Genomic DNA, 14,639 nt, shown 5'->3' with positions numbered 1-14,639 from the left:
TCTTATTGTTCTGTCAGGGGGCGCAGGCGCACGCCCTGTTCGAGCTGCGCCAGTTGCGCAGCGTCGCCGATGCCAAAACCGATCTGCGTGACGGCCATGGCGGCAATCGCGGTGGCGGTGCGCAAGGTTTGTTCAGGCGTATCGGCACTGAGCAAACCGTGCAGCATGCCCGCCAGCAGCGAATCCCCCGCACCGACGGTGCTGACCACGCTGACCTTGGGCGGCGTGGCGTGCATGGCCGAGCCGACACTGAACCAGTTCACCCCGTCGGCACCGTCGGAAATCACCACGTGTTCGATGCCATGAGCATGTAAACGGCTCGCTGCCTCGGCTTGGGCAGTCACGGAAACCACCTCGCAATCCAGTGCTTCAGCCAGCTCTTCGGTGTTGGGTTTGATCAGCCATGGGCCGGCCGACAGGCCAGCACGCAAGGCTTCACCGCTGGTGTCGAGCGCCACTTTCAAACCGCGTTTTTTCAAGCGCTGGATCAACTCCCGCAACCACTGAGGATTCACGCCACGGGGCAAACTGCCGGCCACCACGACCGCGTCATGCCCTGGGGCGATCTGGTCGAGCCGATCGAGCAAGGCTTGCTGCGCCGCTTCACTGACTCTCGGTCCCGGACCGTTGATGTCGGTGATGCGCCCATCGCTTTCCGCCAGTTTGATGTTGCTGCGGGTCTCGCCAGGGACACGGACAAACGCGTCGGTAAAACCGCGTTTGGCAAACAGGGTTTCGAACGCCTGAAGGTTGTCTTCCCCGAGAAAACCGCTGACGGTCAGCTGATGCCCGAGGTCCGCCAGCACCTGCGCCACGTTCACCCCTTTGCCGGCGGCGTGGGTGTGCATTTCGTCGCTGCGATTGACCTGACCGGGTACAAGCACCGGCAATTGAACGGTGAGGTCCAGCGCCGGGTTAAGGGTCAGGGTTAAGATCTTGGCCATTACAGGGCCTCCACTAATGCACGGACTTCGTTCGCGCTGCCCACGGCCAGGGCCTGTTGGGCAAGGGTTTGAGTCTGGGTCAGGCTGAGTTCACGAATGCGCGCCTTGACCTCGGCAATGCTGCGGCCCGACACGCTCAACTCATCCACACCCAGGCCCACCAGCACCGGTACCGCCAGCGGATCGGCCGCCAGCTCACCGCACACGCCGACCCACTTGCCATGAGCATGAGCCGCACGCACGGTGATGTCGATCAGTTGCAGCACCGCCGGATGCAAGCCGTCAGCCTGGGCCGACAAGGTCGGATGACCACGGTCGATGGCCAGGGTGTATTGCGTCAGGTCGTTGGTGCCAACGCTGAAGAAATCCACTTCCTTTGCCAGCACTGGCGCCAGCAAAGCGGCCGACGGAACTTCGATCATGATCCCCAGTTGCAGGTCCGCAACCGGGATTTCCAGGCGCAGGCGTTCGGTCATGTCCCGAGCCTGACGCCACTCATCGACGCTGCCGACCATCGGGAACATGATTCGCAACGGACGGTTGTCCGCCGCTCGCAGCAAGGCGCGCAATTGCGCTTCCATGACCTGCGGACGTTGCAGGGTCAAGCGAATGCCACGCACGCCGAGGAACGGGTTTTCTTCCTTCGCGATTGGCCAGTACGGCAGCGGTTTGTCGCCACCGACATCGAGGGTGCGCACCACCAGCGGTCGACCGGCCAGGCCATCGAGCACACGACGGTATTCGACTTCCTGAGTCGCCTCGTCCGGCGCTTGCGAGTGGGCCATGAAAATCAGTTCGGTGCGCAGCAGGCCAATGCCTTCGGCGCCCTGCTCCACCGCGCTGGTGACGCCGGCGCTTTCACCGATATTGGCGAACACTTCCACCGCGTAACCGTCGGTGGTCAACGCTGGTTGATGGCGTTGTTCGGCGGCGGCTTTCAAGCGCAGTTCGCGGGTGTCGCGTTCTTCCGTGGCGCGCCGCAGGGTCGCGGCATCGGCGTCCACGTGCAGGCGACCGCGTTGACCATCGATCAACAGCGGCGTGCCTGGTTTCAGCAACAACACGGCGGCACTGGCGCCCACTAGCGCCGGAATACCGAGGGCACGCGCGACGATGGCGCTGTGGGCCGTGGCACCACCGCGAGCGGTGAGGATACCGGCGACGCGCGTTGGATCGAGACGTGCCACGTCGGACGGGCCGACTTCGTCCATCACCAGAATGTACGGCTGCTCCGGTTCGGCTGGTGTTTCGACGCCACTCAATTGCGCCAGCACCCGACGGCCAATGTCGCGCAAGTCGGCGGCGCGTTCGGCGAGCAATGCGTCCTGCAGCGACTCCTGTTGTTTGGCGGCGGCTTCGATCACCGTCATCCATGCCGCTTCCGCGCTTTCGCCTTGTTTAAGGCGAGTTTCGACTTCGTCGGTCAGTTCCGGGTCGTCGAGCATTTCCTGATGGGTAATGAAAATCTCGCGAATCGCCTTGGCCTTGCTGCGCTCGATCAGGCCTTCGATGTCGCGACGCACATCCGCCAGTGCTTGCTTGAGACGGTCACGCTCGATGGCAGCAGACTCGCCGCGCAACGGGTAATCGATGACTTGCAGCACTTGAACATGGGCCGGGCCGATGGCGATCCCCGGGGCAGCAGCAATCGCCTGAATCAGACTACCGGAGACCGGTGCAAGCAGCACTTCGGCAATCTCGGTGATCACTTCGCGCTGTTGGCTGACCACCGGCAGCGGCTCGACTTCTTCACCAAGGCCTTCTTCGATGGCCGCCAGCAAGGCGGGCAAGGCATCGGCGGCGATGGTTGGTTCGGCGATGAATTCCAGCACCTGACCGCGACGGGCGCCAAGGCTGAGCAGTTTGCTCAAACTCTTCACCGACACCGCGCTGTCGTGGCCATCGACGATGCGCACGCGGATTTCGCCTTCAAAACTTTTCGCCAGTTGCGCGAGAATCTTCGCCGGACGCGCATGTAAACCGTGGGCGTTGGCCAAGGCAATGCGTGCGCTCGGCCAATCCGCCGGCACTTCACCGCCGAGGACTTCCAGCACCGCGCGGCTGCTGGTGGCGCGGCCCAATTCATGACCACGGCCTTCGATCAGCAACGCGCAAAGACGTTCGAGCAGCGCCTGATGGGCTTCACCGAGGCTGGCCAGGCAGAACAGACCGCTCAACGGCTGACCGAGGTAGCGCACGGGTTTGTCCGGAGTGACGAAAGCCAGGCCAGGACGCTTCACCGTTTGTTCGCTATGCAGCCACCACAGGCCATCGCCCAGCGGCAGTGCGTCGACTTGCTGCAAGACGCCAGCGAAACCGCCGCTCACGCAATCGGCCTGTCGCAGCAGACGAGCACCGCGCCATACCAGTTCTTCGAAATCATCGGCGGGCACACCGAGGCCGATCATCTGTGCGTCCAGCGCCAATTCTTGTGGCGCGCCTTGCAGCAGTTTCAACAAAGCTTCGGCGGAACTGGCGCGGCGCAGGGCCTGGCCCAGATCGGTTTCACCGAGGGCACGGGTCAACAGTTGCAGCAGGCGCAAGTGTTCATCGGATTTAGCGGCGATACCGATGGCCAGATAAACGATCTGGCCGTCGCCCCAGTCCACGCCGTCCGGGAACTGCATCAGCCGCACGCCCGTGGCGAATACCTGATCACGGGTTTCCGGAGTGCCGTGGGGGATGGCAATACCTTGGCCGAGAAAGGTCGAGCCCTGGGCTTCCCGGGCCTGCAAGCCCGCAAGGTAACCGTCGGCCACCAGGCCATCGGTCACGAGTCGGTCAGCGAGTAATTGCAAGGCGGTGGCTTTATCCACAGCCGTCTGGCCCATGGATATCTGCTCTATGGTGAGCTCGAGCATGCTTTCTCCTTTTTGGCGCCATATGACGCCAGGTATTGTTTTGATTGATTCAGCTTAGGCCCTTGGGAGCGCCTTTTCAGGGGTAGTTTTGGCGGTTTCGCGGCAGAACCGACCAAAGCGACCTATAACGTAGAAAATACGCCTGCTGAAACGTTTAATCTAGAATGTTAGGCACGTTACTCGATAATGTCTCATCCTTGAAGTCCAATTGTCGGACGGGCTGCGACAATGGTCTCCTGCCTGAATCGGGTAGGATTGGCGAAAATGTGGCGACACGCTCGAAAAAACAAGGAATACCGGGTTGAAACTCAGTGATATTGCACAGTTGGCCGGCGTCTCCGTGACCACCGCCAGTTATGTCATCAACGGCAAGGCCGAACAGCAACGCATCAGCAGCGCCACCGTCGAGCGCGTGCGGGCGGTGGTCGAGCAACATGGCTTCACACCTAACCCCCAGGCCGCCGGGCTGCGCAGTCGGCACACTCGCACCCTGGGCTTCATTCTGCCGGACCTGGAAAACCCCAGTTATGCGCGCATCGCCAAACTGCTGGAACAAGGCGCCCGGGCTCGCGGTTATCAGCTACTGATCGCCAGTTCCGACGATGCGCCAGACAGCGAGCGGCAATTGCTGCAACTGTTCCGCGCCCGCCGCTGCGATGCGCTGATCGTCGCCAGTTGCCTGCCGGCCGGCGACGACAGCTATCGCGTGTTGCAAGCCAAAGGCATTCCGATCATCGCCATCGACCGGGTAATGGAGCCTGAGCACTTCTGCTCGGTGATCAGCGACGACCGCGAAGCCAGCCTGCACCTGACCCGCAGCCTGCTGGACCCGTTGCCCAAGCAGATCGCGCTGATCGGCGCACGCCCCGAATTGAGTATCAGCCAGGAACGGGCGGCAGGCTTCAAGGAAGCGCTGAACGGCTTCAAAGGTGAGGCGCTGATCGAGCACGGCGAGTCGTTCAGCCGTGAGTGCGGTAAACAATTGATGGAAGAGTTGCTGCAGCGCCTGGGCCATTTGCCGGATGCGCTGGTGACCACCTCCTACGTGTTGCTTCAGGGCGTGTTCGATGCCTTGCACGACTTCCCGCTGAAAAACCGCCCGCTGCGCCTGGGCACCTTCGGTGATACGCAGCTGCTGGACTTCCTGCCGCTGCCAGTCAACGCCATGTCCCAGCAGCATCAACTGATCGCCGACAAGGCGTTGCAACTGGCGTTGGCGGCCATCGAACAGGCCGATTACCAACCCGGCGTGCAGGCCATCGCGCGGACCTTCAAGCAGCGTATTCATCAGGACTGAGCCGTGGAACTGATCGACACCCACACTCATCTGGATTTCCCGGATTTCGACGCGGATCGTCAGGCGCTGCTGGCCGAAAGCCGCACCCTCGGCGTACGGCGGATGGTGGTGCTGGGGGTTTATCAGGCCAATTGGCAGCGGGTTTGGGACCTGGTGCAAAGCGATCCCGATCTGCATGCGGCATTCGGTTTGCACCCGGTGTATCTGGATGACCATCGCCCTGAGGATTTGTCCGAACTCGGTGACTGGCTGACACGTCTGGCGGGCCACCGACAGCTATGCGCGGTGGGCGAGATCGGTCTGGATTACTTCATCGAGACCCTGGATCGTGAACGCCAGCAAGCGCTGTTCGACGCCCAACTGCAACTGGCGGCGGACTTCAACCTGCCGGCGCTGATTCACGTGCGACGCAGCCATGCGGCGGTGATTGCCACGCTCAAACGGTTTCGCTTGAAACGCGCGGGAATCATTCATGCTTTCGCCGGTAGCCAGGAAGAGGCCCGCGAATACATCAAGCTCGGTTTCAAACTCGGCCTCGGCGGCGCCGCGACCTGGCCTCAGGCCCTGCGCATGCACCGTGTGCTCGCCGGTCTGCCCGTTGAATCGGTGGTGCTGGAAACCGACTCACCGGACATGGCCCCCGCCATGTTCCCCGGTCAACGCAACAGCCCGGCCCATTTGCCGGCGATCTGCGAGGCACTGGCCGCCATCATGGCGATCAGCCCTGAACAATTGGCTGCCGCCAGCACCGCGAATGCCTGTGAGCTGTTCAACTGGTAATCCACTGATTCCCACATTGATCTGCTCTGATCGTTCCCACGCTCCGCGTGGGAACGATCATGCTTAAACCCGGAACGCGCTGATCAATTGTTTGAGCTCCATCACCTGCGCCGACAACGCCCGGCTGGCATTTTCAGTCTGGTGCGCCCCGTCGGCAGTACGCTCACCGGCACGGTTGATCTCGACGATATTCTGGTCGATGTCGTGAGCCACCGCGGTCTGCTGCTCTACCGCAGCGGCGATTTGCTGATTCTGGTCGACGATCATGCCGACGGCGCCGAGGATGTTTTCCAGCGCCTGCTGGACCTTTTCCGACTGCCCGACCGTGCCGTTGGCCATCTGATGGCTGGTGCCCATCGCCTTGACCGCCGCACCGACACCGCTGTGCAGCTTGGCAATCATCTGCTCGATTTCTTCGGTCGATTGCTGGGTGCGCTTGGCCAGGGTCCGGACCTCATCCGCCACCACCGCAAAACCACGGCCCTGTTCGCCTGCGCGCGCGGCTTCGATGGCCGCGTTGAGGGCCAGCAGGTTGGTCTGTTCGGCAATGCTTTTGATCACTTCCAGCACACGGCTGATGGATTGACTGTCGCTGGCCAGTTGATTGATCACCCGCACCGACTGATCGATCTCACTGGCCAGTGCAGCGATGCTGCCCTGCTGGGACTCAACCAGACCGCGCCCGCTAATGGTCTCGTCGTTGACGCTGTGGGCGCTGCTGACGGCCGCCGCGGCACTGCGCGCCACTTCCAGAGACGTGGCTGACATCTGGTTCATCGCGGTGGCGACCTGCTCGATCTGCGTACGCTGCCCCGCCACTGCCTGATTGCTCTGGGCGGACACGTTTTCGACCTGGCCGGCCTGGCGCTCGACTTCACTGACGGTCTGGCCCACGCGCTCGATCAGGTCATGGATTTTCTTCACGGTGGCGGTGAATACCTCGCCCAACTCGCCCAGTTCATCGCGGCTGTTGGCGCTGAAGGTCACGGTCATGTCACCCGCAGCCACCTTGTCCATCACCGCGCCAAGACGCTTGAGGGTGGTGCGGGTCGAGGCGTAGAAACCGCCGTAGAGGTAAAAAATCAACACAAACACCACGCCCAATGCCACCACCTGCAAGATCATGTGGGTGCGATGCTGCTCCAGACGCTGTTGCAACTGGGTACCGAGAAACTTCAGGGTGGCCTCGTTGAGTTGGTAGGTCTGGTCGATCAGGCCCGTGACCTGATCGTAAAAGGCCTGCCACGGTGCATCGAGGGTGTCAGCCATCACCACCTGTTCTTCGAACAGTTCACTGGCTTTTTTCAGGGAGGCCTTGCTGCTTTCGGCCTGAGCGGCCAGGGTTTCGTGCGCCGCTTTACTGGAGCCCAGAGCATCCTGCAATTTCAGACCGTATTCGGCCTGAAGCTTTTCGATCTGCGCCAGCAACTCATCGAAACGGGTGCTCGACGCCGAATTGAGAAAGCCCTGCCCCAATGAGTAAGAACCCATCGCACGGCCTTCACCGAGCGTCTGGGTGACGGCTGGCGTGACGTTGGTAATGAGCTCGCTCAGTTGACGCATGTCGCTCTGGCTGTCGCGGCTCAGGCCGGCCTGACTGGCAATGATCTGGCTGAAAATCTGCGCGTTGCCGAGCAACTTGCCGATCAGCGCACTTTTGCTTTGCAGGGATGTTTCCGCTTGCTGGGCCTTGAACGCGGCAATCATTTCATCGCGTTTGCCATCGAAAAAGGTGATTTGCTCCGGATCAGTGGTCATCGCCGCCAGCCCTTGCAAACGGGTCAGAACGCTTTGCTCCAGGGCGCTGATATTCGACTCGACATGACCCGCCTTGCCGGACTGGCCAAGGGTAACGTTGATCTGCACCAGGTTGTTCAGGGTTTCCAGATCCCGGCGCAGGCTCAGGCCGCTGCCCAGCAGGTCAAGGCTCTGCAGCTCGACCCGGGTGCCCTGGAATTCGCGATAGGAATCGCGCACCAGATAGAAGTTGGTCACCAGCATCGGCACGAGGAACAGCACGCTGATCAGGCTGAACTTCATGCCGAAACTCAGGCGGTTCATCAGCGCGACGGCGGGATAGAGCAAGCTCTTCACTGTGAAGTCTCCCTTTGAATTCTTATTTTTATGGCAGGCGCGCAGAGACAGCAGATAGCCACTATCGGCGCTATCTCTGTATAGCCTAAATCGGCGGGGGGTTTTGTAACTTAAGGTTAACGACAGACACGCAGCCTGCGTTCGGCCGTAGCAGCTGTCGAGCCCCAGCGAGGCTGCGTTCGGCTGCGCAGCAGTCGTCAAATCAGAATTCGCGGTGCATCAGGCAGACCGCGTCAGCCGGATTCACGACTGCTGCGCAGCCGAACGCAGCCTCGCTGGGGCTCGACAGCTGCTACAGGGCTGCGATCTTTTCGATTCAAAGCAGAAATCAGGACAAAACAGTCCACAACGCAAACCCGGCATACCAAAGCACCGCCGCGCGCAGCAGCAGTTCCCAGATCCGGTCGAGGCTGTTGATGCCGTCCGGCCCGACCACCGGTGCCGGAATTTCACCGGCCACCAACCCGACCTTCTCGATCAGTTGGGCGGCGTTGATGTTCCAGTTCAGCAGCTCGTGCAGCATCACCCGGCCGACCGCGACAAAGTTGCCGACCAGCGCAAAACTCGCCGCCAGCAGTCGCACCGGTACCCAATCGAACGCATGACGCAGCTGTGCCGCTCGCTCGACCACGGCCGGGTTCTGCCCGTGTTCCTCGGCCAGCGCCAGCAGTCGATAGCTCAACGCTGCAACCGGGCCCAGCAGGAAGTACCAGAAGATCACCGCAAAAAAGCTCTGATAGGCCTGCCACAACAGATGCCCTTCAACTCGCTCCAGCAGTTGCTCGCCGCTGTCAGCGCAAATATTCAGGTCACGTTTGGCCACATGCGCGGCGGCTTGCAGGTCTTCCCGGCGCCAGGCATCGCGGAACGGCCCGAGGTCGGCCAGCAGATCACCACGGCCCAGACTGTAAATCACCACCAGCAGGTGCACCGGCAACGCCAGCAAGCCGTAGGCCACCGGGTCCAGCACCAGCAACAGCAAACCCAGCAGCGCCACCGGCAACAACACCAGCACCACCAGTATCAGCCACGGACTGTTTGTCATGCGAGGGTTGGCTTCAAGCTTGTGCAGCTCGCGCACCCAACCGCCATCACGTTGAACCCGATGGCGCAAGGCCGAGAACTTCTCGATCCACACCGCCAACAGCAGCACCAGAAAACTCATTGTTACTCCTTTTCTTCCAGAGCAGCGTTTGCCAGAGCTGCGCGATAGCGTGCCCAGTCAAACGCCGGTCCCGGATCAGTCTTGCGCCCGGGTGCAATGTCGCTATGCCCGCAGATGCGTTGTGCGGTGATGCCCGTGAAGGCGCTTTGCAGCTGTCGCGTCAGGATCGTCAACGCTTGATATTGGGCGTCGGTGAACGGCAAATCATCCGTGCCTTCGAGCTCGATGCCCACGGAAAAATCGTTACAGGTTTCCCGTCCTTCGAAACACGAGACGCCAGCGTGCCAGGCGCGCTCTAGACAAGAGACAAACTGAGTGACAGTGCCGTCACGTTCAATCAGAAAATGCGCAGACACCCGCAGGTCGGCGATCCCTGCAAAGTAGGGATGTTCCGTGACATCCAGACGATTCTGGAAAAACTCCTGCACCTTGCCGGTCAGAAACTGCGCTGGCGGCAGGCTGATGTTGTGGATCACCAGCAGGGAAATTTCGCCCTCGGGGCGCGCATTGAAGTTGGGTGAGGGGCATAAACGCACGCCCTGACACCAACCACTCGCGGGGTCCAGCTGCATACAGGTTCCTTCAACGACGACTGTGTTGGCGCCCAGTATGCCGCGATAGACCCTCGGCGCGCGATCACTTGCCGCGATTGAGACGCCGCAGATTGCCCAGCACCGACTCCAGCGCCCGGTCGAACAGCAAGGTGTCGTCCAGCGCTCGCACCGCGCCACGCCGGAATTCCAGGGCCAGGCTGGTACGACTGTGCTCCAGCACTTTCATCCCGGTACGGTTGACGAAGATGTACTTGCCGGTGGCTTCGATGATCGCCGCCAGCTTGCAGCGCGGGGTGTTGTCCTCATCCTCCTGAAACTCGACCCAGCAGCCCAGGCGCAGCTGATCGACCTGAAGCAGAGCGACATCATCCTCCGGCAAACGCATCGATGCCGTCTCGACCGGGCCTTCGTCAGCGGTGCGAAGCACGATTTGCTGCTGCACTTCGATCATCATCGGCCCGTTAACAGGCATGCTTTTCGGGCCCGGGTGTTCGAACAACTGAAGGTGCAAAACTTCCAGCTCGCTGAAAAACTCGCCGGTGGCGAACGGGTCGAATGCCGAGCTGTTCAACCCATCGCGCAACGACTTGAGCAACCCCGGCACCAGCGACAACAAGCGCAGGCTCGCGTCGGTTTCATCATGGCGCTGCACGCTCCAGATCAGTTGCGCCATGGTCTGCACATCGGCATGCCATTCGGCGGACTGATCACCGTGCTTGAGGCAGGTCAGCAACAGCACTTTGCTCCACGCCTCCTGGACAAACGCCACCACGCTGTGCGGCAGCACCTTGCCGACCAACGCCTGATTCAGCGCCTGCTCGACGCGCTGACGAGCCAGATCGGTCCTGGCACGGCCTTCTTCGGCGTCACGGGTGCGTTGCTCGAGTAATTCGCTGCGACGGCGTTCGTCACTGGTGAAGGCGAGAAAATCCGCCAGCAATTCGGAAAAGATCGCCGGGTCATCGACAAAGTCATTCAGCAAACGCTGCACCACTTGCTCGATGCGCAGGTACAGGCTGTCGCGCTCATGGTCATCGCACTCGCCCCAGCCCATGGCCGCAGCGGCGATTTCGTTGAGCAAACGCCGGGCGGGATGGCTGCTGCGGCTGAAAAAGCTCTTGTCGAGCACCGCGACCTTGAGCATCGGAATCTGCAAACGGCCGATCAGCGCCTTGAGGGAGTCCGGCAGGTTGCGGTCATCGAGGATGCATTCGAAGAGCATGGCGATCAGGTTGATCACGTCTTCGTCGGCCACCCCCACCACGCGCGACTTGCCGCTTTTGACACTGACCCGTGTCAGCAGTTGTTCGAGCTGGTTACGCAGATCGAAGTCGTCCTGAGCCGCCAGCGCCGGCACGTATTGCTGCAAGTGCGAGAGCAGGCGCAGCAGGTCGCGGGTTGAAATGGGCTGGGTCTGGGCACTGACTTCCAGGGTCGGCGCGACGCTGCCACGCACATGGAACAGCAACTCCTGCAATGCGGCGAAGACTTCCTGCACGCCATCGTCAATCTGCGTATTAGCAGTCCGCACGCCTGTTTCGGCGGAGTCAGCACGAACGCTCGCAGCCGCCCGATCGGTGGCACGCCGCGCCGGGGCGGGCTTGAGGTCCGGCAGCACGCCGGTGGCGATCAGCAGTTGATTGGCTTCGGCGTAGAGCTGATCAGCATTGCTGAGCACATAGCGTTCGAACAACTTGAGGATGATCAGCTTGACCTTGATCTCCATGCCCAGATTGCGCCCGGCCTGCAAGAAATACTCGCAGAGCAGCGTCGGCCCCAGGGGGTTGTGCTGTTCGACCAGCGTCTTGCTCAGCAGTGTGCTGAGTCGAGCGGTGAGCTGGTCGAGGGCGAAACCGTCACGGTTCAACACTTTGCCGACCATGGCCTCCACCGCCACGTTGCGTTCCATGTCGTCGCTGGGCATCGCCGCCGAAGCATCGAAAACCAATGCCCGGGGCAAGGCAGCCTGGGAAATGTCGCACTGCGCGAGGCTGACGAAGGCCTCGAAAAATTGCTCCATAAAACCACGTTCGATGCTTTTGCGCTTGAGGCGCAAATCGCGCATGGCTTCGAAGAAGATGTTTTGCTCGACGTTGTTTCGGGCCCGGTCAGCCATTTCAAACAGGGTGTCGTCGGCGTTATCGAACAGCTCCTGCAAACCCTGCTTGAGCTGTTGAGCGGCCTTGTCGCGAACCTGAAGCAGAATCACGGGCAGGCGGGCGAGCGGCGAGTGTGTCGCCTGGTCGGTAGCCGCCTTGTGCAAAGGCACTACATTCCCGTCGTTGTGCATCCAAGCCTCCTGAAACGGTGATTCTTCGGTTCACGTCAAAGCCATGACGTCAAATGCAAGGCGGATTATCGACAAAAGACCTTCCTTGTGCCAGCAGACTCTGCGCTTCACCAAGGAATAGACGTTCATGAGTGCTCCTTGCTTAGCGCCGAGCCTCGTGGGAATCGACCAAATGCAGGTTTACGGGTAACCCGATGACCGTTGATGCCTTGGGTTGCCTCGCAGCATGGCCCTATAATCGGGCCACTTTGTTTGTGGAGCCCGTTATGCCGAATCTACGTCTCGCCGATTTGACCGCCGAAATCGAAGCCAACGTGCGCCGTGCGTTGCTCGAGGACATCGGCAGCGGCGACATCACCGCGCAACTGATCCCGGCCGAACGCCTGGCCAAAGCCACCATCATCACCCGCGATGCGGCTGTCATTGCTGGCACCGCGTGGGTGGATGCGGTGTTCCGGCAATTGGACCCGCGGGTTGCCGTTCATTGGCAGGTGCGCGACGGCGAACGGGTGAAACCCAATCAGGTGCTATTCCATCTCGAAGGCCCGGCGCGCTCGCTGCTGACGGGCGAACGCAGCGCACTGAATTTTTTGCAAATGCTGTCCGGCGTGGCCACTCGCGCGCAGTACCTGGCCGATTTCGTCGCCGAGACCCAGGTGAAGTTGCTCGACACCCGCAAAACCCTGCCGGGGCTGCGCCTGGCCCAGAAATACGCCGTGACCTGCGGCGGTTGCCATAACCACCGCATCGGCCTGTATGACGCCTTCCTGATCAAGGAAAACCATATCGCCGCCTGCGGTGGCATCCCTGAGGCTATCGCGGCCGCGCACAAGATCGCCCCGGGCAAACCGGTGGAGATCGAAGTGGAAAACCTGGCGGAACTGAAGGAAGCACTGGCGGCGGGTGCCGACATCATCATGCTCGATGAACTGAGCCTGGATGACATGCGCGAAGCCGTGCGCTTGAACGCCGGCAAGGCAAAACTGGAGGCCAGCGGCGGCATCAACGAAAGCACGCTGCTGCCAATCGCCGAAACCGGGGTGGATTATATTTCGATTGGTGCGATGACCAAGGATGTGAAGGCTGTAGACCTGTCGATGCGACTGAGTCTCTGATCGAGCCTTAGATATAAAAAATGCCAGCCTGATAAAGGCTGGCATTTTTTTCAGACCACCAGATTGTTCATCTCGCAGTACTCTTCCCACTCGACGCCCAATACCTCGGCCGCCTCCTTGTGTAGCGCCAGGCGCGCAGCCTCAAACTCTTCCGGGGTTGAGGTGTACTTGAGCGTCAGCTCCCACGGCTGCAAGCCCTGAGCCTCTGCCTCATCCTCGAACGCCCACTGGATCTGGTCTTTCTGATCGTCGGCTGGCAAGTCCTTGATCTCTTCCAGCAACTGGGGCGCGTCCAGCACGTACTTTTTCAGCGCTTCTTCGTGTCTGGCTTCTTGGGTCAATTCTTTAACGGTCATGGCGTTCTCGCTGATCTGGGGAATGGAAGATGGATCTGGATCATCAAGGATCTCTCTGACGCAAAAAACCGTTTGAAGCCCGGTTTGTCTGGCCTTCAGAACCATTCGGGATCATCTGAAAACTGCTGGGCGATGCTCATGCAGACAACGAATATAGGACGTTTTGTCGATGAATTACACGGGTCTTTACATAAAAAGCCACATGCAAGAAGCCCTGGGAACATAAGTCGAAATCTCAAGTCATAGCGATGTGCCACATCGGCACTTCACAAGGAACTCCAGCGATGCGCAGTTTTTCGCAGCTTTTGTCTACCCAGCTTGCCACCGCTACCCTGCTGCTCGGTAGCCTGACAGTGACCAGCGCTGCTCAAGCGGCTGTCGAAGTCACCTCTGCCCCTGCGTTGTACTCCGACAAAATCTCCGCCCTCCACAATTCATTCGGCAAGGACACACTCGTCAGAACCAGCGTCAGCATCGATGATCTGGAAAGCCTGCAAAAAACCGTGAAGGCCAATGCCACCGAACTGGAAAGCCAGAAGCGCACTATCGGCGAGCAGGCCCGTCAGATCGAAGAACTCAAACGTAACAGCGGTTCCAGCTCAAGCTCCAGCAGCAAGGAGATTGACGATCTCAAGCGCACGGTCAATGAGCAGGAGCGCGATCTGAACGACCTTGGCAAGCAAGTGGAAGAGCTAAAACGCAACAACGGCTCCAGCTCAAGCTCGAACAACAGCGAAATCTCCAGTCTAAAACGGGAGATCAGCGATCAGGATCGCGCGATGGATCAGCTCAAACGCACCGTCGAGGAGCTGAGCAGAAAGGTGAAATGAGGACGAGAATGGTGCCCGAGACAGGAATCGAACCTGCGACCTTCGCGTTACGAGTGCGCTGCTCTACCGGCTGAGCTACACGGGCTGTGGGCTAAACCTAGCACTGGCTTCGGGGTCCGGCAACTTGGTGCACTGCGATTTTTTGATCTTTCTGCACACAAAAAATCTATGGTCACCCCCATTTTTGCAATACTGATTATTGGGTGAAGTGGTTGGCTTGCTTAAATCTATCCGGCGTCGATCCAGGGCATGCCCCGCGCCACGATGAGAGTCGCGCATGACGATCCTGAAAAATGCCGCGGCTTCTGAAGCCGATTTTTATGTCAGGTTCTTCGTCAGGCCGGTGGGCCGTT

At 60.4% G+C, this 14,639-nt stretch carries 11 protein-coding genes and 1 tRNA gene; 4 read left to right on the top strand and 8 right to left on the bottom strand.

What is annotated here, in order from left to right; all coding sequences use genetic code 11:
• Positions 1–2 precede the first annotated feature (2 nt).
• Positions 3–944 (bottom strand): 1-phosphofructokinase, encoded by a 942-nt coding sequence (pfkB, locus tag PSH97_RS03785; RefSeq protein WP_305448160.1) that lies wholly within the window; start codon positions 942–944, stop codon positions 3–5.
• Positions 944–3,805 (bottom strand): phosphoenolpyruvate--protein phosphotransferase, encoded by a 2,862-nt coding sequence (gene ptsP, locus PSH97_RS03780; RefSeq protein ID WP_305448159.1) that lies wholly within the window; start codon positions 3,803–3,805, stop codon positions 944–946. Before ptsP ends, pfkB begins: the two co-directional genes overlap by 1 nt.
• Positions 3,806–4,106: 301 nt before the next feature.
• Between ptsP and cra the strand changes: the two genes are divergently transcribed.
• Entirely contained in the window at positions 4,107–5,102 is a 996-nt protein-coding gene (cra, locus tag PSH97_RS03775) for a catabolite repressor/activator (protein WP_305423597.1), read from the top strand.
• 3 nt (positions 5,103–5,105) lie between these two features.
• Positions 5,106–5,882, top strand: coding sequence for a TatD family hydrolase (locus tag PSH97_RS03770; RefSeq protein WP_305448158.1), 777 nt, complete (start codon positions 5,106–5,108; stop codon positions 5,880–5,882).
• Between the two features lie 63 nt (positions 5,883–5,945).
• Here PSH97_RS03770 and PSH97_RS28555 read toward each other — a convergent pair whose 3' ends face one another.
• The 4 genes from PSH97_RS28555 to PSH97_RS03750 all read right to left on the bottom strand — a co-directional run bounded on the left by PSH97_RS28555 (position 5,946) and on the right by PSH97_RS03750 (position 11,985).
• Positions 5,946–6,650, bottom strand: a complete 705-nt coding sequence (locus tag PSH97_RS28555; protein ID WP_407682180.1) for a methyl-accepting chemotaxis protein — start codon at positions 6,648–6,650, stop codon at positions 5,946–5,948.
• A gap of 1,654 nt (positions 6,651–8,304) precedes the next feature.
• Positions 8,305–9,141, bottom strand: coding sequence for a regulatory signaling modulator protein AmpE (gene ampE, locus PSH97_RS03760; RefSeq protein WP_305448156.1), 837 nt, complete (start codon positions 9,139–9,141; stop codon positions 8,305–8,307).
• 2 nt (positions 9,142–9,143) lie between these two features.
• On the bottom strand, positions 9,144–9,713 hold the full coding sequence (ampD, locus tag PSH97_RS03755; RefSeq protein WP_305448155.1) for a 1,6-anhydro-N-acetylmuramyl-L-alanine amidase AmpD: 570 nt from the start codon (positions 9,711–9,713) through the stop codon (positions 9,144–9,146).
• 64 nt (positions 9,714–9,777) lie between these two features.
• Complete coding sequence (locus PSH97_RS03750; RefSeq protein ID WP_305448154.1) at positions 9,778–11,985, bottom strand: DUF1631 domain-containing protein; 2,208 nt, start codon at positions 11,983–11,985, stop codon at positions 9,778–9,780.
• Between the two features lie 266 nt (positions 11,986–12,251).
• Here PSH97_RS03750 and nadC point away from each other — a divergent pair, with 266 nt between their 5' ends.
• Positions 12,252–13,100, top strand: a complete 849-nt coding sequence (gene nadC / locus PSH97_RS03745; RefSeq protein WP_095055169.1) for a carboxylating nicotinate-nucleotide diphosphorylase — start codon at positions 12,252–12,254, stop codon at positions 13,098–13,100.
• Between the two features lie 50 nt (positions 13,101–13,150).
• Here nadC and PSH97_RS03740 read toward each other — a convergent pair whose 3' ends face one another.
• Positions 13,151–13,456, bottom strand: a complete 306-nt coding sequence (locus tag PSH97_RS03740; protein ID WP_018929491.1) for a DUF6388 family protein — start codon at positions 13,454–13,456, stop codon at positions 13,151–13,153.
• Positions 13,457–13,740: 284 nt separating this feature from the next.
• Between PSH97_RS03740 and PSH97_RS03735 the strand changes: the two genes are divergently transcribed.
• Positions 13,741–14,286, top strand: a complete 546-nt coding sequence (locus PSH97_RS03735; protein ID WP_305448153.1) for a hypothetical protein — start codon at positions 13,741–13,743, stop codon at positions 14,284–14,286.
• A gap of 9 nt (positions 14,287–14,295) precedes the next feature.
• Here the strand turns inward: PSH97_RS03735 and PSH97_RS03730 are convergent.
• Positions 14,296–14,371 (bottom strand) — tRNA-Thr (locus PSH97_RS03730).
• Between the last annotated feature and the right edge of the window lie 268 nt (positions 14,372–14,639).

The organism is Pseudomonas cucumis, from assembly GCF_030687935.1.
Classification (GTDB): domain Bacteria; phylum Pseudomonadota; class Gammaproteobacteria; order Pseudomonadales; family Pseudomonadaceae; genus Aquipseudomonas; species Aquipseudomonas cucumis.
The sequence above is the reverse complement of the archived record's forward strand: the minus strand, read 5'-3'. Positions and strand labels throughout refer to the sequence as shown.

What these genes read in the sequence shown, in the direction of transcription:
- ptsP (WP_305448159.1), bottom strand. Translation starts at nt 3,805, where the DNA reads ATGCTCGAGCTCACCATAGAGCAGATATCCATGGGCCAGACGGCTGTG.
- PSH97_RS03735 (WP_305448153.1), top strand. Translation starts at nt 13,741, where the DNA reads ATGCGCAGTTTTTCGCAGCTTTTGTCTACCCAGCTTGCCACCGCTACC.
- nadC (WP_095055169.1), top strand. Translation starts at nt 12,252, where the DNA reads ATGCCGAATCTACGTCTCGCCGATTTGACCGCCGAAATCGAAGCCAAC.
- ampD (WP_305448155.1), bottom strand. Translation starts at nt 9,713, where the DNA reads ATGCAGCTGGACCCCGCGAGTGGTTGGTGTCAGGGCGTGCGTTTATGC.
- pfkB (WP_305448160.1), bottom strand. Translation starts at nt 944, where the DNA reads ATGGCCAAGATCTTAACCCTGACCCTTAACCCGGCGCTGGACCTCACC.
- PSH97_RS28555 (WP_407682180.1), bottom strand. Translation starts at nt 6,650, where the DNA reads ATGTCAGCCACGTCTCTGGAAGTGGCGCGCAGTGCCGCGGCGGCCGTC.
- PSH97_RS03740 (WP_018929491.1), bottom strand. Translation starts at nt 13,456, where the DNA reads ATGACCGTTAAAGAATTGACCCAAGAAGCCAGACACGAAGAAGCGCTG.
- PSH97_RS03750 (WP_305448154.1), bottom strand. Translation starts at nt 11,985, where the DNA reads ATGCACAACGACGGGAATGTAGTGCCTTTGCACAAGGCGGCTACCGAC.
- ampE (WP_305448156.1), bottom strand. Translation starts at nt 9,141, where the DNA reads ATGAGTTTTCTGGTGCTGCTGTTGGCGGTGTGGATCGAGAAGTTCTCG.